The organism is Bradyrhizobium sp. DOA1 (genome assembly GCF_001593325.1).
Taxonomy (GTDB): domain Bacteria; phylum Pseudomonadota; class Alphaproteobacteria; order Rhizobiales; family Xanthobacteraceae; genus Bradyrhizobium.
Genome location: NZ_JXJM01000001.1, coordinates 531,707 through 553,830 on the forward strand (window position 1 = coordinate 531,707; position 22,124 = coordinate 553,830).

At 57.4% G+C, this 22,124-nt stretch carries 15 protein-coding genes and 2 riboswitches; of the genes, 11 read left to right on the forward strand and 4 right to left on the reverse strand.

Annotation, left to right across the window (positions count from 1 at the left end; translation table 11 throughout):
* Positions 1–95: 95 nt before the first annotated feature.
* Positions 96–602, reverse strand: coding sequence for an avidin/streptavidin family protein (locus SE91_RS02510; protein ID WP_245318280.1), 507 nt, complete (start codon positions 600–602; stop codon positions 96–98).
* Entirely contained in the window at positions 578–2,938 is a 2,361-nt protein-coding gene (gene metE, locus SE91_RS02515) for a 5-methyltetrahydropteroyltriglutamate--homocysteine S-methyltransferase (RefSeq protein ID WP_061846447.1), read from the reverse strand. Before metE ends, SE91_RS02510 begins: the two co-directional genes overlap by 25 nt.
* Positions 2,939–3,016: 78 nt before the next feature.
* Positions 3,017–3,241, reverse strand: a riboswitch (cobalamin riboswitch).
* A gap of 778 nt (positions 3,242–4,019) precedes the next feature.
* Between metE and SE91_RS02520 the strand changes: the two genes are divergently transcribed.
* The 3 genes from SE91_RS02520 (at position 4,020) to SE91_RS02530 (ending at position 8,820) form a co-directional block, all read left to right on the forward strand.
* Positions 4,020–4,949, forward strand: coding sequence for a TauD/TfdA dioxygenase family protein (locus SE91_RS02520; RefSeq protein WP_061846448.1), 930 nt, complete (start codon positions 4,020–4,022; stop codon positions 4,947–4,949).
* 656 nt (positions 4,950–5,605) lie between these two features.
* On the forward strand, positions 5,606–7,198 hold the full coding sequence (locus SE91_RS34980) for a carbohydrate porin (RefSeq protein ID WP_082813646.1): 1,593 nt from the start codon (positions 5,606–5,608) through the stop codon (positions 7,196–7,198).
* Positions 7,199–7,425: 227 nt separating this feature from the next.
* Complete coding sequence (locus SE91_RS02530) at positions 7,426–8,820, forward strand: aspartate ammonia-lyase (RefSeq protein WP_197489411.1); 1,395 nt, start codon at positions 7,426–7,428, stop codon at positions 8,818–8,820.
* Between the two features lie 155 nt (positions 8,821–8,975).
* Here the strand turns inward: SE91_RS02530 and SE91_RS02535 are convergent, their stop codons facing one another.
* Both SE91_RS02535 and SE91_RS02540 read right to left on the reverse strand, forming a co-directional pair.
* Positions 8,976–10,133, reverse strand: a complete 1,158-nt coding sequence (locus tag SE91_RS02535) for a ribonucleotide-diphosphate reductase subunit beta (RefSeq protein ID WP_082813890.1) — start codon at positions 10,131–10,133, stop codon at positions 8,976–8,978.
* A gap of 10 nt (positions 10,134–10,143) precedes the next feature.
* Positions 10,144–13,047: a ribonucleoside-diphosphate reductase subunit alpha gene (locus tag SE91_RS02540; protein WP_061846450.1), complete on the reverse strand. Its 2,904-nt coding sequence runs from the start codon at positions 13,045–13,047 to the stop codon at positions 10,144–10,146.
* A gap of 121 nt (positions 13,048–13,168) precedes the next feature.
* Positions 13,169–13,382, reverse strand: a riboswitch (cobalamin riboswitch).
* A 687-nt stretch (positions 13,383–14,069) separates the two neighbouring features.
* Here SE91_RS02540 and SE91_RS02545 point away from each other — a divergent pair.
* The 8 genes from SE91_RS02545 to SE91_RS02580 all read left to right on the forward strand — a co-directional run bounded on the left by SE91_RS02545 (position 14,070) and on the right by SE91_RS02580 (position 22,100).
* Entirely contained in the window at positions 14,070–14,750 is a 681-nt protein-coding gene (locus SE91_RS02545; RefSeq protein WP_061846451.1) for an HAD family hydrolase, read from the forward strand.
* A 440-nt stretch (positions 14,751–15,190) separates the two neighbouring features.
* Positions 15,191–16,570, forward strand: coding sequence for an ABC transporter substrate-binding protein (locus tag SE91_RS02550; RefSeq protein ID WP_156489424.1), 1,380 nt, complete (start codon positions 15,191–15,193; stop codon positions 16,568–16,570).
* An 85-nt stretch (positions 16,571–16,655) separates the two neighbouring features.
* Positions 16,656–17,591 (forward strand): carbohydrate ABC transporter permease, encoded by a 936-nt coding sequence (locus SE91_RS02555; RefSeq protein ID WP_245318282.1) that lies wholly within the window; start codon positions 16,656–16,658, stop codon positions 17,589–17,591.
* An 11-nt stretch (positions 17,592–17,602) separates the two neighbouring features.
* Complete coding sequence (locus SE91_RS02560) at positions 17,603–18,463, forward strand: carbohydrate ABC transporter permease (RefSeq protein WP_061846454.1); 861 nt, start codon at positions 17,603–17,605, stop codon at positions 18,461–18,463.
* Complete coding sequence (locus SE91_RS02565; protein WP_061846455.1) at positions 18,460–19,401, forward strand: ribokinase; 942 nt, start codon at positions 18,460–18,462, stop codon at positions 19,399–19,401. The genes SE91_RS02560 and SE91_RS02565 overlap by 4 nt, the downstream gene beginning before the upstream one ends.
* The gene (locus SE91_RS02570) at positions 19,398–20,168 is read left to right on the forward strand and encodes an SDR family NAD(P)-dependent oxidoreductase (RefSeq protein ID WP_061846456.1); all 771 of its coding nucleotides are present in this window, start codon (positions 19,398–19,400) and stop codon (positions 20,166–20,168) included. The genes SE91_RS02565 and SE91_RS02570 overlap by 4 nt, the downstream gene beginning before the upstream one ends.
* Positions 20,161–20,988 carry an HAD-IIA family hydrolase gene (locus SE91_RS02575; RefSeq protein WP_061846457.1) on the forward strand — a complete coding sequence of 276 codons (828 nt, stop codon included), beginning with the start codon at positions 20,161–20,163 and terminating at the stop codon, positions 20,986–20,988. Before SE91_RS02570 ends, SE91_RS02575 begins: the two co-directional genes overlap by 8 nt.
* Positions 20,988–22,100, forward strand: coding sequence for an ABC transporter ATP-binding protein (locus SE91_RS02580; RefSeq protein ID WP_061846458.1), 1,113 nt, complete (start codon positions 20,988–20,990; stop codon positions 22,098–22,100). The genes SE91_RS02575 and SE91_RS02580 overlap by 1 nt, the downstream gene beginning before the upstream one ends.
* The last annotated feature ends 24 nt before the right edge of the window (positions 22,101–22,124 follow it).

Here is a 22,124-nt window from a genome sequence, read left to right on the forward strand (position 1 = left end):
ATCAAATCAGCTTTGGAGCGAGCGTCGGCGCACGATAAAGGCGGGATAAGAGATTAGCGTGATGACGTTCTTTCTCTTGCCGCAGGCAGGTCATGTCATTTGCGGTTCTTTGTATTCGATAGCTTCTCGCCTGCACCGCTCTTGGCCACCTCTCCGCTAGCGGAAGGCAGTTTCGCTTTGTCGCCGCTTGCAAAGGTGAACGTGTCCGCGCCGGCGCTGATGCCATTCCATGCCACCGGTTCGGCGAGCGAAAGTAGCCAGAGTCCCTGAAATCCCGATGCAGCGTTCAGCTGCCCAGTCCACACCGTTGTCGATCCGCAGCCTACAAAATTCACCGAAAAGCTGATCGCCGCGCCGCTACTGGTCTGCGCGAGCCAGCCCGTCAACGCTTGAGGAGTACCTTCATCGCAGCTATTGCTCGCATTGTTCGTATAAGTGCCGGAAATCGCGCCTGTGTTCGGATTATAGTTGTCTACCGCTAGGGTTGATCCGTATTGGTTGGTCCAGGTCCAGATCGCTTGCGCCTTTGCCGGCGCCGCTAGGAGTAGGCCTAGGCAGGCCGCACCCATACACTTCGTCAACTTCCACTTTGCTTCAGACATTTACGACTCCATATCGCGTTGCGCATTTCGCGGGCCGCGGCAACCATGTTGACGAGCGCCGGACGGACTTCGGTCCATTTGCGGGTCTTTAGGCCGCAATCCGGATTGATCCAGAGCTGTGAATCCGACAGTCGTTGGCGGGCTCGCGCGATGAGATCCGCCATCTCAGCAGCCTCGGGAACGCGAGGCGAGTGGATGTCGTAGACGCCAGGGCCGATGTCGTTTGGGTATTTGAAGGCAGTGAATGCGTCGAGCAGCTCCATCTTAGAACGGGACGTTTCGATCGAGATGACATCTGCGTCCATCGCGGCAATTGCATCGATGATGGCGTTGAACTCCGAATAGCACATGTGGGTATGGATCTGCGTCGCATCGGCAACACCGGAGGAACAGAGGCGGAAGCTTTCCACTGCCCAGTCGAGATAAGACTTCCAATCGGAGCGGCGGAGAGGCAAACCTTCGCGTAGTGCGGCCTCATCGATTTGGATCATGGTTGCGCCGGCTCTTTCCAGTTCGGCGACCTCATCACGGATGGCGAGCGCGATCTGACGGCAGGCCTCGCTCCGCGGAATATCGTCGCGGACAAACGACCAATTTAGGATCGTCACCGGCCCCGTAAGCATGGCCTTCATCGGCTTTCTGGTTAGGGACTGCGCGTAGCGCCACCATTCGATGGTCATCGGCTTCGGCCGCGAGACATCGCCGAACAGAATGGGCGGACGAACGTAACGTGAGCCGTAAGATTGCACCCAGCCATGCTTTGTAAACACGAAGCCGGAAAGCTGTTCAGCGAAATACTGGACCATATCGTTGCGCTCGAACTCGCCGTGAACAAGAACGTCGAGCCCAATCTCCTCCTGCCAAAGGACGGCCCGAGCCGTTTCCTCTTTCAGGAATTGTTCATATTCCGCCTTTGTCAACTGTCCCTGGGCACGCGCGGAGCGGGCGTTGCGTACCTGCGCGGTCTGTGGGAACGAGCCGATTGTTGTCGTGGGAAAAAGCGGCAGGCCGAAACGCTTGCGCTGAACCTCGGCACGGGTCGTAAAAGCGCTGTTGCGACGGCACATAGCCTCGTCAATCGCCGCCGCCCGCTGTGCGACAGCCCTGTTATAGATCTTCGGTGATGCCCGGCGAGCCTTCGCTGCACGGTCTGATTCGGAAAGCGCGGCAATGGCGCTTCCGTCGCCTGCGAGTGCTTTCCCCAAGGCCGCGAGCTCGTCGATCTTCTGCACCGAGAAAGCAAGCCACCTCTTCACATCCGAATCGATATCGGTCTCGAGCTGAACGTCGATCGGGACATGCAAGAGCGAGCAAGACGGGGCGAGTTGCACGCGATCCTTGCCGAACTTTGCAATGAAAGGCTTGAGCCGCTCGACCAGTGCAGACAGGTTCGAGCGCCACACGTTGCGGCCGTCGATGACGCCGAGCGAAACCACGAGGTCCGCGCGGGCGTTGGTTTCAATTTGGCTCAATTGCTGGGGAGCGCGGACAAGATCCACGTGCAACCCGGCCACAGGCAGTCCCAGAGCGGTCGCCAGATTGTCGCCGATCGCTCCGAAATAAGTCGTAAGCATGATTTTGATGCCAGGCGCCTCCTCAGCAAGACGTCCATAGGCACGCTGGACCGCACGCCGCGTCGTCTCGTCGAGATCAAGCACCAGATACGGCTCGTCAAGCTGGACCCACTCGGCTCCACGTTTCGCCAGTTCCTTGAGCACCTCGACATAGACGGGTACGAGGCTCTCGAGCAGCGAAATCGGATCAAATGTCGGATCGGCACTCTTGCCGAGCTTCAGGAAGGTGACCGGTCCGACCAAGACAGGACGCGTTTGATAGCCAAGGGCTTTCGCCTCCTCATATTCCTCGATCGGTTTGCGGGAGGAGAGCCTGAAGGTCTGTCCCTTATGGAATTCGGGCACCATGTAGTGGTAGTTGGTATCGAACCACTTAGTCATCTCCTGCGCAGCGGCGCCATGAGCTCGGGCTTGACCGCGGCTCGCGCCTTGTTCCTTATCTTGCGAGCCTCGTGCCATGGCGAAATAGGTCTGCAGCGAGACCGGCCCGCCGTCCCAGCCATACATCTCGGGAATGGCGCCAACCATGACGCTCGTATCGAGAACCTGGTCATAAAGCGAAAAGTCATTTGATGGGATGACACTGACGCCCAGCGACTTCTGACGTGCCCAATTGGCGACACGAAGACCGGCCGCTGCTTCAAGAAGCTGCGAGGTGCTGATCTTACCGGCCCAGTAGGCTTCGAGCGCCAGCTTGAGCTCACGGCGCGGTCCGATACGCGGCGTGCCGAGGGTTGCGACAGGAAGTGAGAGAAGAGACATAGCTTTAACCCCATTGTGTGTGGGGGCAAAGGCCATGGCGGAAACGCACTAGGCGTACCACCGGACACCCCGCCCGTGGACGAATATGTTGTCGGGGCAGGTCTCCTGGCTCGCGGGTCATCGCCTGCATCCCGCCTTCCCGAAGCTTCTGCTTCAGTGACACGTTTGGATGCGAGCTCGCCGCTTACAGTTGCGGGGGCAGCGCCGGCATTACTTCAATCCTGAGCGGATCAAGAGCGCACCGGCTTCCCTCTTAGCTCCAGATCGAGTGAGAGCTGGAGAACCTCGACGCCTCCGATTATCTGCAGAAGAAGCGATACGTCAACCCTGAGATCGTCTTTGCTGCGGCATCGGCAAGCCTGACGGTCTAACGATTGAGCCATCGAGGTCACCGAACAATCGTGATGTGAAGCTCTGCGCGCCTTTCCACCCGAACGAAGAGGTGGCCGTCACGCCGTCACGTGCGATCGCGCGCTATAAATGGTCCTAGCCGCTTTCGGCCCCGCTATGCTGTTATTGGCTAGATGTATCGTGCAGCTCCTGGCCTTGAACGCCGCCGCTGTGCGCGCAAATCGTACGGACCGTCAAAGGGACAGAATCTCGGACAGCACTCCCTGGCGCCTCGTCTCTGGGCTCGAGTCGAGAGGAAGTGAAGAGACTTCCCTCTCTTGTCACTTCACCGTCACTACTGCGGTTTGCAGCATTTTGCGCAGCATCACGGATAGCTTCAAAGGGCCATGTGAACCGATCTCTGCGCCCCTCCCACCGCTTTTTCCATACGAATAGCTTTCTTGTTCCTTCGGCAGCGGACGAGACCTCAATCGCTTAGAAGGACAAGGCGCTCTTGCATTGGTCAACTACCAGTTCTGGCAATTGAACGTACTGATAGACCACGTCAACTTTAGAGCCGCACTAAGCCTTAGCGGAGTCGCACCAACAAGTCCGAGGTTGCTTCAGGAGCGCAAGCTCCAACTCGGCGCTGTCACTAGGAATCTGACGCATTCCGCTATGCGGTCGGCAGTTGGCGTTCGACAGCTCTAGTTAAGTTTAGCGGAAACCGCCAAATTGGAGATTTGGAGCCATGACTTATACGGTCTTGTCGGATTGCGTTGTTCCTCGCAGCGACATCGTCAAATGCGCTGCGCGCCTCGGCGCAGAAATCCGCAACGTCAAGCTATCGGGCGGTTTGCCGGAGCAGACGATCGGCTCGATCAATGAGTTGCTATTGGAGCACAAGGTCATCTTCTTCCGAGACCAGGGACACCTCGACGATGCCGAGCAAGAGCGCTTTGCCCTTCGTTTCGGGAAGCTGGCACCTCATCCGACGCTCGGTGCGATCAAAGGTACGGCGTCAATCATCGAGCTTGATTCCGCCCGCGCCGGTAGCCGCGCCGACTTGTGGCACACCGACGGAACCTTCGTCGATGCCTACCCCAAAATTGCGGTACTACGAAGCCTAGTGATTCCACCATTCGGTGGCGATACCGTCTGGTCAAACACCGTGACGGCATACCTCGACCTAGCACCGCCGCTGCAGCGTCTTGCAGACAAGCTTTGGGCCGTTCACAGCAACGCCTTCGACTACGCAATATTGGCCCGCGTCGGCGAGCTCGACAAAAAGCATTTGGACGAAATCTTCACTAGAACGATCTATCAGACCGAGCATCCTGTCGTGCGCGTGCATCCCGAGACCGGCGAACGCGCGCTAGTGCTTGGCGCTCTGGTGCAAAATTTCGTTGGTGTTCCGAAATACGACGGCCAGAAATTATTTGATCTATTTCAGTCTCATATCACGGCGCTCGAAAACACAGTGCGCTGGCGCTGGAAGGAAGGCGATGTAGCAATGTGGGACAATCGCGCCACGCAACATTATGCGGTGTACGACTACGGCGACCAGCATCGCGTCGTTCGTCGCGCAACCGTTGCCGGCGAAGTACCCGTCAGCATCGATGGAAAAAGCAGCGTAACACGCGTAAAGACGCCCAAGGAACCGGCCGCCGAAGTCGCCTAGCGGGTTCGCAAGATTGCTCGGGCTTTGCCACCCCCCCAGCAGACATGATGTTGTGCTGCGAGTACTCGGATTAAGACCGAGCAGCATCCATCCCTAGGGCGCCACATCGAGTTCAGCAGCTGCGTGGCGGCGGAGCCTATTCCCGGCGCTCGTCTTACGTTCCTCTCCGATGATGTGGGGGTTCGAACCGCCACTCGATAGGAGCGCGCGACTTTCGAACAAAAAGTGTTTTGCGCGCCAACCGGATTTCCCATCCGCAATAGTCTCAATTGTTGCCCAGCTGCAGCCATGAACTTCTAATTCACAGGCTCGTTCCGTTCATCTTCGCAGCCTCCGCTTTCAAGAGACTCGCTATGACGCTAACCTATTCCAGCATACGATCCGTTCCAATCGTCTCGGTGAGGAAGTAAAGGACGCTTTGGGCGTCGTCTAGTACATCGATGAATCCCTGTCCTGAAATCGTCCTCGGATCCCTGCGAGGCACGGGAGTCAGAGAAACGAGCGCTATTTGATCGCTTCCCATGGGGCGAGGGCGCAAATCGAGGAGCAATGCGCCGCGGCTCGTGTCACCTACCAACCTTAGCAATTGATGCAGATGTAGGACACATGGCAATCGTGGACGGCGAAATGCGGCCCCATACGTTAAGGAAGTCGGGATGCAATATGGATCTGACGACGCCAGCAGGCGTAACGGATCTGCTGTCTCGTCATCCGCCGGCGCACAAAGATGGGTTGCTGTCGCACTGTCCCTCGCTGCCACCCCCCTTGGGGAGACCGCGCTGGCACAAGCTGCCACCATGCCTGGCCCACAAAGCGGCACTCCCAATAAGATGACTCAGGGAGGAATTCAGAAGAAGAACCGCCCCGCTCCGCTCCCGCGAAGCTCCCCGTCCCAACCACCTGTCCATCTCATCACTCACGAGACCCTGGCACAAACTGCCAATGCATTTGCAGCAAAACAGGACAGTGCGGTTCTAGTTGTGAACAGCAGAACTCAACAAAAGGTCGATCCATTTGCAAAGTTCGAGGGCCTCCGCGAAAAAGGTATGTGGCTCAGTATTCCTGGCCCGGCCGATACGATAGATCAGGATTACGGCGGCGTTAGATCTGCGCTAGCGGAAGTCGGGATCGGCTATATTGGCGGGACAGTAAACACCTTTGTCACCAATCAACTGCCGAATGCGGCGAGGAGCACCATCCGCGATCAGCTATATGCTGGTCAGAACCCCACATTTAATACCCTAAACTTCATGATCGTAACGTACGATCTCAGTCGTTTTGGGATTCCCGATGGTCAGATCATCGTAGGAGCCCAGCAGCAGTATTGGACCTGGAAGCCCGGGGGGCCAGATAGAGCGGGGATCAATACGATTGCCTATTATCAGACGCTATTTGAGGGGAAGCTCGAACTCAAAATGGGCTATCTCAGAAACATAAATGAGTTCGCAGGTACGGTGGTCGGAGGGAACGCAGCAGTAAACGTTTTTGGGGCTTCGTCCAACATTCTGTACCAGGCAGGCATGAGCAACAATGCCGCGCCTACACCAGCTCTCAATCTGAAGTACAATTTTGATGAACGCTTCTACAATAGGACGTCAATACAGCGCTCATTAAGTCCAGACGGTCAATTTGCACACATTGCTGAAAATCCGACCGGCTTAGAGTGGAGCACGGCTAACTCGGGCGTTCTTTTCCTCGACGAAGCGGGCTACAAGAACAAAGCTGCTCCAGGCTTGCCCGAGACTTGGTTGCGCGTAGGCGCCGGTTTCAACAATAGCAGCTTCACCGACTTGCAGCATCCGACTCTACCGAGAGCAAACGCGAATAGCATCTACTACGTTGCAGCAGACAGGCAACTCTGGCAGTCCGATCTCCAGGGTTCGGCAGCTCGTGGCATCTATGCAGGATTCTCTGCGATGTACGCGCCGCCGGACTTAAACAGAGTGAGCCAATATTACGAGCTCCGTCTTTATGCCAAGGGCTTGTTGGACAGCCGTCCACACGATCAGATTGCCCTTGTTGCCACCAAAACTACGTGGAGTAACGTTGCAGTGGATGCTGCCAAGGGTAAGGGCCATCTTGTCCATCGCGACAGTACGGCTATTTCGGGAACATACACCGCGCATCTAGCGCCTGGGATATATTCAAGCGTGGGACTGACATACATCAACAACCCGACAAGCATCACATACACACCCAAAACAGGGCATGCGTTGAACGTCTTGGTATCCACGTCGGTATTCTTCTAAGTCGAGGAATAGAGGGCCGGCGAATGCGGAGCCTGGAAGTCCTCGTCGTCCGTCATGCTAGCGGGTTGGGGCGACATCGCTGCCGGTGCGCGTGAGAATGCCGCATAAGCGCTAGAGTTTAGCTTACAAATTAGCGACATCGGTCATTCGGTTGAATGTTTTACTGGTGATGCCTCGGCGGGATGTCGAGGGTCGTAAAGACACAGAAAGTTGCTGTGATGGTCCAAATGCGAACCGAGGAAGATATTCTCGGGAAGAGGGAGCTGCCTGCGGATGCACTCTACGGCATCAATACTGCTCGGGCTTTGGAGAACTTCCCACTCACGGGCCGTACGATTGCGGCGCTGCCTGAGTTTGTCCCCGCATTGGCGATTTTAAAAGAAGCCGCAGCGCTTGCCAATCTTGAGATCGGCGCGCTTTCAGCGCAGAAAGCAGAAGCCATCGTTGAGGCGTGCCAAGAGATCCGCGCCGGAAGGTACGATGCCCACCTCATTGTCGACGTGCTCGAAGGCTCAGGTGGGACATCCTCGAACATGAATCTCAATGAGGTGATTGCAAATCTGGCCGCGCGGCTGGCCGGAACGCCAGCTGGTGACTACTCCTTCGTCCATCCAAATGATCACGTCAATCTCAGTCAATCCACCAATGACGTGATTCCGACGGCCATCAAGCTTGCGATCTTTCGGGTATCAGAGGGGACTTCGCTTGCCTTGATGCAACTGGCCGCCGCCTTCTCGGAGAAGAAGAGGGAGCATTCCCAAACTATGCGGCTTGGCCGAACATGTTTGCAGGATGCAGTTCCGATGCTGTTCGGTCAGACGTTCGGGGGATATCAGGCGGTCATAGAACGCCATGCTAAGCATGTCCAGGAGTTGCGGCGCCAACTCTTGATCGTTCCGCTCGGGGGCACTGCGGTTGGTACCGGATTAAACGCGGGGCCCGGCTACAAACCGGCAATTTTCCGCCACTTATCAGCTCTGATTGGCCATGAAATCAAACCAGCCGCCGATCCATTCGATGGGATGCAGAACTTAGACGCGTGTGCCCGGTTGTCAGCTGAAGTCCGAAATTCCGCAAATTCTCTCTGGAAGATAGCCAACGACCTCATTGTGCTTTCGTCAGGCCCTGTCGGCGCCGTCGGAGAAGTTGCGTTGCCTGCGATCCAGGCTGGATCTTCGATCATCCCCGGCAAGGTGAATCCAGTTGTTCCAATAGCGGTGTGCCAAGCAGCGTTTGCTATCGCCGGGAACGATGCGGCCGTAGCAATGGCCTGCCAACAGGGACTGCTGGAAATCAATTGCTACGGCATGCTGGTTTGCGATCGCCTGATCGATTCTATCACTCTTCTCGAACGTTCCGCGACCATCCTGCGCGAACGGTGTGTGCGCTCGCTTACTGTTAATGAGGAGCGGTGCCAGCAGAATCTGCTCGCGTCGTCTGGGCTAGCAGCAGCGCTGGTACCCCAGTTCGGCTACGCAAAGGTGGCCGCAATCGTGGGGTCAGCGCATCATGAGCATCAACCGTTTCTCAAGATCGCTGTCGATCGTGGATTGCTGGGGGAGAAAGACGTGCACTCACTCATGCGCCGTGCTGCCGATGTATCCACGAGCACGGCGGAGTGAGACATATCTGCCAAGCGACAAGTCACGAAGTCTCATAGCAGGGATCGTTTGGATGACGCTTTTCTGCAAGCTTTCGCTTTGGCAATGGCGCGCATCAAGCGCCGAACGACCTCGCAAAGTGTTGCGAGGTCTTCTGGCCATCGCTCTGCCTCAGGTTATTCCCAAGTCAGTGCGCCTCCATTCTGATATTCGATGACGCGGGTTTCGAAGAAGTTTTTCTCCTTCTTCAGGTCCATCGTCTCCGACATCCATGGGAACGGGTTCTCGACCTCGGCGAATACAGGCGAAAGTCCGATCTGCGCGCAGCGCCGGTTAGCGATGAAGTGCATGTACTGCTCGCACAGAGCCGCATTCAGGCCGAGGAACCCCCGCGGCATGGTATCGCGGCCGTAAGCGGCTTCGAGCTCGGTTGCGTCACGAAGCATGCCGCGAACCTCATCCTGTAAGGCGGGTGTCCACAGGTGCGGGTTCTCGATCTTGATCTGGTTGATGACATCGATACCAAAATTCAAGTGAATGCTCTCATCGCGCAGGATGTACTGATACTGTTCGGCGATGCCGACCATCTTGTTGCGGCGGCCGAGCGATAGGATCTGAGCAAATCCGGTGTAGAACCACATGCCTTCGAAAACGACGTAGAAGGCAACGAGATCGCGCAGGAAGGCGCGGCCATCGTCCGGCGTGCCGGTCTCGAACGACGGATTGGCGAGGTGCTGCGTGTGTTTGAGCGCCCAAGCCGCCTTGTCGGTGATCGAGGGCACCTCGCGGTACATGTTGAACAGCTCACCCTCATCCAGCCCAAGGCTTTCGACGATGTACTGGAAGGTATGGGTGTGGACTGCCTCCTCGAACGCCTGCCGCAAGAGGTACTGCCGGCACTCGGGGTTGGTGAGGTGGCGATAGATCGCCATCACGATGTTGTTGGCGACAAGCGATTCCGAAGCGGCGAAGAAGCCGAGATTGCGCTTTATCCCGTGCCGCTCGTCCTCCGTCAGCCCGTTGCGCGACTTCCACAAAGCGATATCAGACTGCATCGAGACTTCGGTCGGCATCCAGTGATTGTTGCAAGCAGAGAGATACTTCTCCCAAGCCCATTTGTACTTCAGCGGCAGGAGCTGGTTGACGTCGGCGCGGCAGTTGATCATCTGCTTCTCATCGACCGACACGCGGCCGCCAGCACGATCGATCGCACCGAGGCCAGTTGGATCGGCCGCCTCAAGCGTGAGCCGGGTCTTTGGAGGTAGGGTGGTGGTGAGGCTTGGGACGGCGGGAGGCGCCGCAACGATCGTTTCGGCATTGGACCAATCGAGCATCGTCATCTCCTTACTGGCAGGCGTCGCATTCGGGATCGTTGATATGGCAGGGGTTCATGCCGTCCAAGTCCGGCGCCGCAATAGCGGGGACGACAACCGGCGCGTATGAAATCGCGGCTGAGGCGGACACGGCGTTGAGCTTGCCATCAGTGCCCTTCAGGGTCGATTTCTCGACATGGGTGGCACTGTGAGATCGCAGATAGTACGTGGTCTTCAATCCACGGCGCCAAGCCAAGCGGTAAAGTGCGTCTAGTGTCTTGCCAGATGGATTGGCGATGTAGAGGTTGAGCGACTGCGACTGGTCGATCCATTTTTGCCGTCGCGCACCCGCTTCAATCAGCCAGGAACTGTCGACCTCGAAGGCTGTCGCATAGAGATGCTTGAGATCATCGGGCACCCGATCGATCTGGCCGACGCTGCCGTCGAAATATTTTAGGTCGGAGATCATCACCTCATCCCACAGACCGCGAGCCTTGAGATCGCGGACCAAGAGCCCGTTCACGACCGTGAAGTCCCCCGACATGTTCGATTTGACGAAGAGGTTTTGATAGTTTGGCTCGATCGACTGCGACACGCCGCAGATGTTGGAGATCGTTGCCGTTGGCGCGATTGCCATGACATTGGAGTTGCGCATGCCGCCAGCGACGACCTTCTTGCGCAGGCGATCCCAGTCCAGGGTCGAGGAGCGGTCGACATCGAGTCCGCCGCGGGCATCCTTAAGAAGTTGGATAGAGTCGAGCGGCAAAATACCTTTCGACCAGAGCGAGCCCTCGAAGCTCGGATAGCGTCCGCGTTCGGTTGCGAGATCTGACGACGCCTCGATGGCGTGGAAGGAGATCGCCTCCATGCTGATATCCGCAAACGTGACCGCCTTATCCGTCGCGATCGGGATGCGCTGGAGCTGAAGCGCCTCCTGGAAGCCCATCAGGCCGAGACCTACCGGGCGGTGGCGCATGTTGGAGCGACGCGCCTCCGGGATGGTGTATAAATTAATGTCGATGACGTTGTCGAGCATCCGCACAGCGGTCCTAACCGTCCGCTTCAGCTTGGCATGATCGACCCCGTCGGCGCCGACATGACTAAGCAGATTGACGGAGCCGAGATTGCAAACGGCGACCTCATCGGCCGAAGTGTTTAGCGTGATCTCGGTGCAAAGATTCGAGGAATGGATCACGCCCATGTGGCGCTGTGGCGAGCGCAGGTTGCAGGGGTCTTTGAAGGTAATCCAGGGATGGCCGGTTTCGAACAACATGGTCAACATGCGACGCCAAACGTCGGTGGCGCGCACCGTTTTAAAGAGGCGCATGCCGCCGGCCTTCGCTCTCGCTTCATAGGCCTCGTAGGCCGTCCTGAATGTCTCGCCGTAGAGGTCATGCAAGTCTGGCGTCTCGTCCGGCGAGAACAGCGTCCACTCGCCGTCGGCATCGACGCGCTGCATGAACAGGTCCGGCACCCAGTTCGCGGTGTTCATGTCGTGGGTGCGGCGGCGGTCGTCGCCGGTGTTCTTGCGAAGATCGAGGAATTCCTCGATGTCGAGGTGCCAAGTCTCAAGGTAAGCGCAGACCGCGCCCTTGCGCTTTCCACCCTGGTTGACGGCGATCGCGGTGTCGTTGGCAACTTTGAGGAACGGGATGATGCCCTGGCTCTCGCCATTGGTGCCCTTGATGTGAGCGCCTAAGCCGCGAACTGGTGTCCAGTCATTGCCGAGGCCACCCGAATATTTGGCGAGCAGCGCATTGTCCTTGATCGATTTGAAAATGCCGTCGAGATTATCGGCGACGGTGGTGAGAAAGCAGGACGACAACTGCGGATGCAGCGTGCCAGAATTGAACAGGGTGGGTGTCGAGGCCATAAAGTCGAAAGATGACAATAGATCGTAGAACTCGATCGCCTTTGCCTCGCGATCGATCTCGCGCAGCGCCAGCCCCATCGCAACGCGCATGAAGAAAGCCTGCGGCAGTTCGATCCGTTTGCCGTGCTGATGCAGGAAGTAGCGGTCGTAAAGCGTCTGAAGTCCGAGGAACTGGAAGTTCAGGTCGCGTTCCGGCTTCAGCGCCGCCGCTATGCTGTGGAGATCGAAGCGGGCGAGTTCGGGATCGAGCAGCTCGGCGGCGATCCCGACTTTCACATAGGTCGGAAAGTATTCAGCATAGCGCGTCGCCATGTCCGCTTGCGAAGCCGACGTCGCAACGCCATGAACGCGCGAGAGTACCTCGCCGCGGAGCTTGTCGAGCAGCAAACGGGCGCTGACGTAAGCATAGTTTGGCTCGTGCTCGACCAGCGTGCGTGCTGCCATGATCAAAGCCTGCGCTAGCTCGTCCTGGCAGATGCCGTCGTAGAGATTGCGGGTGGTCTCTGCCAGCACCGGCTTCACAGCGACGCCATCGAGGCCGGCGCAGGCTTCGCCGATGATCAGCGCGAGGCGACTGGTATCCAGCCCGACACGCGAACCATCCGCCAAGGTGACGTGAAGGGTCGATTCGCTGGCGGGCGTCGGCTGCGCGGCTGCCTCCTGGGCTCGCTGACGCGCGCGCTCTTCGCGATACAACACATAGGCGCGTGCGACCTTGTGGTTCTCACTGCGCATCAAGGCGAGTTCGACGCGATCCTGAACATCCTCGATGTGGAAAGTGCGTCCTTCGCTGGCGCGCCGCATCAGCGCGGCGACGACCTCGGCGGTCAATTGCTCAACGCTCTCATGCACGCGGCGCGAGGCGGTTGCCGTGGTGCCTTCGACGGCCAGAAAGGCCTTGGTCATGGCCACCGCAATCTTGGCGGAGTCAAACGGGGTCACCTTGCCGTTGCGGCGAATGATCTGCATGGCCGGCTCGCTGGAGGCACCCGCAAGTGACTGTGGACGGAAGTGGATGATGGGTGCGGATGCGGTGTCCGCGTCATGTAGGTTCAGTGACATCAATCGGCCCCGTGATGCGTGTTGTGTTTGAACGGGGCTGTAGGTAAGGGCGCTGCAAAAACGCCGGCACTGGAGGTGCCGAACAGTGCATGCAAGCGACCGCCGGGACACCCCGCCCGTGGACGTTTTGATCATCACGGCAGGTCTCCTGGCTCGCAGGTCGTTGCACTTCCTGTCTTCCCGGCGCAGTCGCACCAGTGACGTCGTTCGGAAGCAGCTCGCTGCTGACAGTTGCGGGGGCAGCGCCGGAATTCCGCGCGCAAGGCGCAGTTCACCGGCTTCCCTCTTAGCCACTAGATCTTGCAATCAAGTGGACCGTGATGCCGATATGTAGTGACTCTCGGGACGCGCTGTCAACAGCTGATGAACGTACCGGCGCGGATTTGCTTGTGGAGTGCTGAAATCTCAGGGGCTTCTGCTTCTGACATCTCCTGATTCCGATGGGCGTTGTCATCGACACCGAGAGAGCGGCCAGGCTTGCGCAGCCGCGTTAGCGAGTCGGCCACGAATTTGGCTCTCTCCTTTCTAGGACAGTGAAGTTTGGAAGTACTCCGTCCGGTTAGCCTTGCTATTTAGTACCGATGTCGTGTTCCAGACAACGTGTCGCGACTTCGACGAGTTGAGAGCAATGCAGCTTCACAAGACTGTCGTGTTTTTCCGGTGATGACCGGTGAGATGGGTCGAGTCACTTTGTTTGTGCAGCTGGTACGACGCTTGCTTAAGATCGTCAGACGATGTGTTCACGTAGCCTATGCCGAACTTATCCTCGCTCAGAGGCTGCGCTCCTCAACAAGAAGATTAGCATGTCGAATGTTTCCCGCTCGTTTCTCTCACTCTAACCCGTATCCCATCCGCCCTTCCTAGTTCTCGTATCGTCGCTAACGTGCAGGCATGATGGTATCGATCTCTCATCATCCACGTTCGAGATGCTAACGGCAGAAGGGCAGAAGCGTGCGAATAGAAGCTTGCGGAATTCAACGGCGGATCTTCCCTATGCGCAATCCACTCCTGAAGGTCGAATCATGAAACCTGCTCTTGTATTCGATTGGAATGGCACGTTGCTCGACGATGCGCACGTGCTACTACAGACGACGAATACAATACTGGATCGCTTTGGTCGCAGAACTATCGATATGGCTACGTTTCGCGACCACTGCGATGTCCCGCTTTCTATCCTCTATCGCAGTCTGGGAATGTCGGACTCGGAAATTGCCGACATGGATCGAGATGCGGGTGCAATGTTTCACGACACCTACGAACATTTTGCGGGCAAAGCTGATCTGCGCGAAGGCGCTCGTAGAATTCTGGAAATCGCGCGCCAGCAAGACGCTTCGTCCATCATCGTGAGTAACCATATCGCCGAGCCTCTCCGATCGCAATTGCGAAGGCTTGGAATTAATGACTACATTAATGAGGTGATCGCTTTTGAAAGCCGCGCCACGCAGTTCAAGTCAATGACCAAAGGGGAGCGGCTTCGTCGCTATATTCAAGAGAATGACATCAAGCCTTCGGCGACCTTTATCATCGGCGATATGCCAGTCGAAACGAATATTGCTCGCGACCTCGGGCTCATAAGCGTATCCATTACCGGCGGATTTGTCTCCGATTCGCGATTGCAGGCAGCAGAACCGGACTACATCATTCGCAGCCATCACGAGCTGTTGCCGATTCTGCAGGGGCACGGCTTTTTCCGGGATGCATAAGCGATAATCAAAGAACAATACCTGTTGTCCTGTTGGAGCGATGCCGCATGCGCCGTCACTAGGCTGAGAATGCCACGACCGGCGCGTTATAGAGCGTCGCGTTTATTGTAGCGGCTAGGAATGGAATTGAACTATTCTGCCGGTTTTCTCGCGGCAGGGCTGCGCGAGTTCGCGCACTTGGGCCATTCCGGTTGATGACATTCCGCGCCGCCTTTCAGCCGGTTCGCCACGATGACGGTCCGGCACCGAGAGCTACCGCCGCGCCTACCGATCCAAGACGTAGTTCGCTCGTCATTCTCACATTACCCAAACTTACCCAATCTTCGTCTGGAAAGGCCGCTTACGGCTGATAGCGGCGGCTAGCCTTCGCGCCGCTGCGGCCTCTGCAAGAGGAGAGGCACGTGGGTTTGTGGGCCAAAGAGCCCATATCGGAGGGGAACATGCTAAGGACACTCGCCGTTTTGCGCGGCCATTCGGCCAATTTTATCAAGAAAGCCCTTATCTGCTCCATGCTTTTGGCCGGAGCGGCCATCACCCAAGCTAATGCGGACGACATCAACTGGCGCCAATTCGAAGGCACATCGATCGTCTGGGCCTACGACATTCATCTCTATGCCGATGCGGTCGCGGCCCAGTTGCCCGAATTCGAGAAACTCTCCGGCATCAAAGTGACGCCCGAGCTTTATCCGGACGACGCCTATTGGAACAAGCTGACCATCCAGCTCAGCACAAAATCGCCGAGCTGGGACGTCGTGGGCACGGGCATTCAACCGGCCTGGGATCTTGCGCCAGGCCAATTGCTCGAGCCACTCGACCGTTATCTAAACGATCCTAAACTCACCGCGGCCGGCTACGACTACAAAGATTTCTTCCCTGCCTTGCGGGATGCCCTGACCTGGAAGGTCAAGGAAGGGCAGATTGAGCCGGGAAGCGGGCAGGTGTGGGCCATCCCACATGGCTTCGAGAACATCCAGCTGTTCTATCGCAAGGACATCCTGGATAAGCACGGCATCAAGGTCCCGACCACGCCGCCGGAAATGTCCGTCGCTTGCGAGAAGCTCAGGGCTGCGGACCCCGCGATCACACCTTTGGGCGTGCGCGGTGTGCGGTTTTGGAGCAGCATCCACACCGCTGTGATCTCGATTGCCAGGTCCTACGGCGTGCATGATTTCATCATCAAGAATGGAAAGCTAGACACAGGCCTAGATGCACCCGAGTCTATCGCGTTTCACAAGGACTATGTGGACATGATCAAGAAATGCGCGGCTTTGTCCTTTGCCAACGACAACTGGTACCAAGTTGTCGATGGCATCAGTTCAGGACGCACCGCGATGGCGATCGATTCTAATATGTTCGGGTTTTGGAATGATGTGGCCGGCAAGCCCGCCTCAGGCAAGATCGCATTCACGCCCCCCTTGCGGGCTCCGAACGGCAAGTACTTCGAATCCAACATCTGGATCTGGTCTCTTGCGATCAACGCTGCTTCTCAAAAGAAGGCGGCAGCCTGGCTGTTCATCCAGTGGGCAACCTCAAAGCAGGTCGAGCTGAACGGTGCTGTCGCTGGCAAGCTCGTCAACTCTCCGCGCGCCTCGACGTGGAGCGACAAGGCTTGGCTTGAATACGCGGCAAAGCCTGAGTTCAATAACTTCGTCGACACGTTCAAGACTGTGCAAGACAGGGCGCAGCTGGCCTTTACAGCCCGCGTCGGCTTTGGCGAGGCGATGAATGCCTGGGCCGTGGCGATGCAGAAAATGGTCAAGGGAGCTGACGTCAAGGCAACGCTATCCGACCTCGCCTCCGAAATCCGTTCGTCAATGTGAGGGTAAAAGGGGCGGCAAATCTAACCGCCGCCCCTTTGCATGTTAGAGATAAAGTGGGATGGACCTTCGAGGAGTCGACGCAATCGTGACGCTGCTGTCTTCGGCCAGTCAACTTACCTCGTCAAAAGATGATCGGGTCAAGAACGCCGCGCCGGCGCGTCTCGACTGGTGGAGTATTGCCGCGATTGCTCCAGCGATCGCAATATTGCTTGGATTTCTTTTCCTGTTCTTCTATGGCGTATTTCAGTCGCTGACTGACCTCAAGTTCGGTCGGCCGCTGGTTCACTTCATTGGCCTCAACAACTACGCAGCGCTCATCAAGACAGATGATTTCTGGAATAGCATCCGAGCCACTTTGGTGTATGCCGGATCGGCGGTCCTTGCAGAGGCCGCGTTCGGTCTTGCACTTGCCAAGCTGTTCGCAACTGAGGTGTTCCTGGCACGCGTGATGCGGCCCGTCATCCTCTTGCCACTCGTCCTGCCGCCCATGAGCGTTGCCCTCATGTGGACAACAATGATGGATCCGCAAAACGGGATCATGAACTATTTATTGTCCCTTGCCGGCATCAGCCGATTTGCGTGGATTTCGGATCCGAACACCGCGATATTCTCCCTGGTCCTCATCGATGTATGGACCTACACGCCATTCTTCGCACTGATCATCTTCGCTGGCCTTCAGGGGATCAATGAAGAGGTGAGGGAAGCCGCCCGCGTCAATGGCGCAAAGGGGTGGGCAACCTTTCTGCATATCGAGTTGCCGCTGATCGCTCCCTACATTCTGATCGCCGCGGTGTTTCGGCTGATCGAATCCCTCAACCAGTTCGACATTATCTTCGGGACAACGCAAGGCGGGCCTGGAAACAGCACCTCCGTACTTTCGGTGCGCGCCTATATCACCGCATTCCAAAATCTCGCTTTTGGACGTGGTGCCGCCCTTATGGTCGTCAATTGGATGATCGTGCTGGTCGGGACGTTCGCTATGGTCAAGTTGTGGCGCTTCGTCCGCCTGCGTGTCAGCTGAGGAGGCAATTTATGCGATTGAAACGCGCAACCTCCACAAATGTGATCCTCAACCTGCTCGTCGCCACCTGCGCATTGATCCTAACCTTTCCGCTCATCTGGATCGTGATGATGTCGCTGAAAGAGCAGGCGGAGGTCATGACCTGGCCACCAACCTTTCTATTCTCGCCGACACTGGAAAACTTCCGTGTCCTGTTTGATGTAGCCCAGGCAGGAGCAACGAGCTATGGCACGATCAAAGTCGAGTTTTTGACGCCAATCACCAACAGCGTCCTCATAGCTCTGGGCTCTGTCATCCTCTCCTTAGCTGTGGGGGTGCCGGCCAGCTACGTTCTGGCGAGACGGGACGTACCTTTCAAGGAAGACATTGCCTTCTTCATTCTGGGTTTCCGTTTCGCCCCCGTCCTTCTAGTGGTCATCCCGCTCTTCAGTGTTTTCCAGGCGATTGGATTATATGACACCTATATCGGCATGATCTGGGTCTACCAGGTCGTCACATTGCCGATGATCGTTTGGCTGAGTCGCTCCTATATCGAAGACATCCCGAAAGAGATCGAGGAGGCGGCCGCCATGGATGGCGCCAAGCCGATTAGGGTTGTGCTGCACATCGTGCTGCCGCTTTTGAAGCCGGGCCTGATCGGCGCCTCGTTGCTCATCTTCCTCCTGGCCTGGCACAATTTCGCCCTCGGTCTGATTCTCAGTTCGACCAAGGCGCCCGTGACCGTCGCTCTTCTCAAGCTGCTCAATCCCGGCGTGCAGTTCTATCCCGTCATGGCCGCAGGGCTAGTTGTTACGATGATCATTCCTGTCATTTTGATCGTCATCGGACAGCATCACCTCGAACGTGGCCTTACCTTTGGTGCTGTAAAATGAGTGCCAGGCCATTGATGTTCTTTGGAACGACCAATCTTGATCTATGCTTCCAGGTCGAGCGGCTTCCAATGCCAGGTGAAAGCGTGTCGGGCACGCTGATCCGCTACGCTGGAGGCAAAGGCGCCAATCAGGCCGTTGCTGCCGCCCGCCTTGGGCTTGAGCCACACTTCTACACGCGTCTTGGCGATGATGATGTCGGTCGTTTTTTGCTGCAGTCGCTACGGGACGCCGGCGTTCGCGCGGACGCAATCAAATTTTCGCCGGGGGAAATCTCGGGCTCAGCCCTGGTCATGGTCAGTGACGATGGCTCCAATATGATCGTCATAGACCCGGGCGCCAATGTGAACGTGACGCCAGATATGGTCGAGAGCGCGGCCGAGTTCATAGAGCGCGACGCGATCGTGGTCGCTGAAATGGGCATGCCGATCGAAGCGCTCAATCGGCTCTTCGAGATGAAGCGCGACAAGGGCTTTGATCTCGTTTTTAACCCAGCGCCGGTGAGGCCGGGACTTTCATCAGCCGCGTGGAAAAGCGTTGATTTCGTCACGCCGAACCAGACAGAAGCCTTCGAGTTAACAGGAGTCGAGGTCTGCGACTTCAACAGCGCCGCCAACGCCGCCTTGAAGCTTCTTGATCTCGGGCCTCGTGCTGCGCTGATTACCCTCGGGGCGCAAGGAGCTTATTACGCCGACGCAACGCGCTCCATCGCTCTGAGTGCCTTTCCCGTCAAGGTTGTTGATACCACGGCCGCAGGAGATGCCTTTAATGGAGCGTTCGCCGCGTCACTGGCACAGCGCTTGCCTTTGAGAGAAGCCGTAAGAAGGGCCCTGGCAGTGGGCGCCCTATGTGTGACGCGCCGCGGCGCTCAAGCCTCCATGCCGAGTGCAGACGCCGTTCATGAGTTTTTGAAGTCCCAAACCATCCTGGAGTTGGAATGACCAAACAGTTCTCCGTTTCAGGCAGAACGGTGCTCGTGACCGGCGCGGGTGGCGGCATCGGGTCTGCCATTGTGAATGCGTTTCGGGCAGGAGGAGCGAACGTCCTTGCTACCGATGCTAACCTCGAAAACCTCGAAGACACTTTGGCTGCATTGCCCTACGGTAACGGCGCATTGCCGATGGCAATGGACGTCGCGCGCGAGGACGATGTCACCAGGGTTCTCGATGAGGTTGCTAGGCGCTTTGGCCGGCTCGACGTGCTGGTCAATAACGCCGGCATCAAATCCGCCCAGTCGCTGCTCAATGGCAATGCGCAGGCTATTGAGCGTACGATTCAGATCAATTCGGTCGCCGTCTTGCGCTGCTCAAAACTGGCGATCGAGCGCTTCATGAAGACCAAGGGCGGTCGCATCGTCAACGTCGGCTCCTCACTGTCTTCGCAGGGAGCAGTGTTCAACTACCAGGCCGGCGGCGCCGACTATTGCCTATCGAAAGCGATCGTTCACGACGTTACTAAGCTGCTTGCCTATGAATGCGCGCCCCTCAAGATCAATGTGAACGCGATCGCGCCCGGGATCATCGATACGCCGATGCATGGGCGGCCACGTGAGGAGACCGAAGCCCGGCACAGCGGCCGCATTCCGCTCGGGCGTGTGGGTGTGCCGGAGGATATCGCAGGGCTTGCGGTCTTCCTCGCAAGCCCCGCAGCGTCCTACATGACCGGGCAGATCGTGCACGTAAACGGTGGGATGCTGATGAATGGCTAGTACCGCTTCTGAGCTCAACTGGCCGCCCATCGAAGGGATCATTTCGGATCTGGATGGCGTCGTCTATCGTGGAAACGCTGCGATCGTTGAGGCCATTCAGGCATTTAAATCGTGGCAGGTGGCTCGATTGCCGTTCTGCTTCGTGACGAATAATTCGACGCACACTCCGGAAGAGGTCGCCCGCAAGCTGGAGAGTTTTGGGCTTGTTATCGGGTCGAAAGACGTTGTCACCAGCGCCGTCACCGCCGCTGAGCTTATTCGGGTCAAATATCCAGACCTTACGCGTGTGTTTGTCATCGGCGCGCCGTCCCTTGTGAATGCCGTGGCAGACGTGGGGCTCGAGGTGATCGATCGGGAGCCAGAAGCTGTCGTCATGGGGCTGGACCGTCAGATTACACATGAGAAGATGCGGATTGCCGTCGATGCTATCTTGAATGGGGCAGTATTCATCGGCACCAACCCCGATCTCCTCTTGCCCACCGAAGATGGATTCGAACCGGGCGCAGGAGCAACGATCACTGCTGTCGCTGTGGCTACACAAGTCAAACCCTTGATCGTTGGCAAACCCGAGCCACACATGATCGAAACCGCACTGTCCCGCCTAGGAACAGCGCGCGGTGCCACGCTGATGATCGGCGATCAGATTCCGACAGATATTCAAGCTGGTAAGCGAGCTGGTCTCCCGGCCGTGCTGGTCACGACCGGCGTGCCGCCCCGTGAGGATCCATCTCTGGCGCCGCCGGATTTCATCGTGTCCAGCTTGGTAGAAATTGAGGTGCCGCCGGCGCTAGCTGAAAGCCCCCCACAGAGGAGAGCATAATGGCCGATGTTCGCCTGGAAGGCGTGAATAAAGCCTATGGGACTATCCAAGTCCTGCGCAATATCGACCTGACGATCGATCACGGTGAATTCGTCGTTTTCGTCGGGCCATCCGGATCCGGCAAGTCGACGCTGCTTCGAATGATCGGCGGACTGGAGCGCATCAGTGGAGGACGGCTACTGATTGACAACGAGATCGTCAACGATGTTGACGCCGCTGACCGGAACCTCGGCATGGTGTTTCAGAGCTATGCTCTTTACCCGCACATGACCGTGCGCGAGAACCTGGCCTTTCCTCTGCGGATGGGCAGAGTGCCGAGGGCCGGGATTGATATCAGGGTGGCCGAAACTGCATCGTTGTTGCAGATCGACCATCTGTTGGATCGTAAGCCTCGACAACTATCAGGCGGACAGCGGCAGCGCGTGGCGATCGGGCGTGCCATCGTCCGCGAGCCCAAGGTGTTCCTGTTCGACGAGCCGCTGTCGAACCTGGACACGGAATTGCGGGTGCAAATGCGGGTTCAGATTGCGAAGCTGCACAAGCAGCTTGGGAATACCATGATATACGTGACCCACGACCAGGTCGAGGCCATGACGATGGCTGACAAGATCGTCGTGCTCAAGGACGGCAATATCGAGCAAGTGGGCACCCCGCACGATCTCTATCACAATCCGGCGTCTCGCTTCGTAGCCGGATTCATTGGCTCGCCCAAGATGAATTTCCTCAATGGCCATGTCGAGGCGGCGCACGAGACCGGCATGGACGTCAGGCTCGACGCGGGTGCGACGCTCTCCGTGCCCGTCCACCCGGATCAACTGCTTGTCGGCAAGCCGATCACGCTCGGGATTCGCCCGGACGATTTTTCTCCATCCGCGGCGGAGAAGACTGACATCGGAATCGAGCTCGATGTCGATTTCATCGAGCATCTTGGCAGCGTCACCTACGTCTACGGCAACGCTGGGAGGGAAACGGTCGTTGCCAAAGCGCCGACGCTGGAGCCGCCCAAGAGATCTGGCAAGGTTCCTCTTGCGGCTTCGCCTGCGAACTGCCACCTCTTCACGACGAACGGCAAAGCGTTACGACGGTTGCACGCGCCCGCAAATTGGAGCTAGTTTTCGCGACCGCCCTGCAGGAGG

Coding starts and splice junctions, on each gene's coding strand:
- SE91_RS02570 (WP_061846456.1), top strand. CDS start 19,398: ATGACCAAACAGTTCTCCGTTTCAGGCAGAACGGTGCTCGTGACCGGC.
- SE91_RS34980 (WP_082813646.1), top strand. CDS start 5,606: ATGCAATATGGATCTGACGACGCCAGCAGGCGTAACGGATCTGCTGTC.
- metE (WP_061846447.1), bottom strand. CDS start 2,938: ATGTCTCTTCTCTCACTTCCTGTCGCAACCCTCGGCACGCCGCGTATC.
- SE91_RS02530 (WP_197489411.1), top strand. CDS start 7,426: ATGCGAACCGAGGAAGATATTCTCGGGAAGAGGGAGCTGCCTGCGGAT.
- SE91_RS02575 (WP_061846457.1), top strand. CDS start 20,161: ATGGCTAGTACCGCTTCTGAGCTCAACTGGCCGCCCATCGAAGGGATC.
- SE91_RS02535 (WP_082813890.1), bottom strand. CDS start 10,133: ATGCTCGATTGGTCCAATGCCGAAACGATCGTTGCGGCGCCTCCCGCC.
- SE91_RS02580 (WP_061846458.1), top strand. CDS start 20,988: ATGGCCGATGTTCGCCTGGAAGGCGTGAATAAAGCCTATGGGACTATC.
- SE91_RS02550 (WP_156489424.1), top strand. CDS start 15,191: ATGCTAAGGACACTCGCCGTTTTGCGCGGCCATTCGGCCAATTTTATC.
- SE91_RS02540 (WP_061846450.1), bottom strand. CDS start 13,047: ATGTCACTGAACCTACATGACGCGGACACCGCATCCGCACCCATCATC.
- SE91_RS02560 (WP_061846454.1), top strand. CDS start 17,603: ATGCGATTGAAACGCGCAACCTCCACAAATGTGATCCTCAACCTGCTC.
- SE91_RS02520 (WP_061846448.1), top strand. CDS start 4,020: ATGACTTATACGGTCTTGTCGGATTGCGTTGTTCCTCGCAGCGACATC.
- SE91_RS02565 (WP_061846455.1), top strand. CDS start 18,460: ATGAGTGCCAGGCCATTGATGTTCTTTGGAACGACCAATCTTGATCTA.
- SE91_RS02510 (WP_245318280.1), bottom strand. CDS start 602: ATGTCTGAAGCAAAGTGGAAGTTGACGAAGTGTATGGGTGCGGCCTGC.
- SE91_RS02545 (WP_061846451.1), top strand. CDS start 14,070: ATGAAACCTGCTCTTGTATTCGATTGGAATGGCACGTTGCTCGACGAT.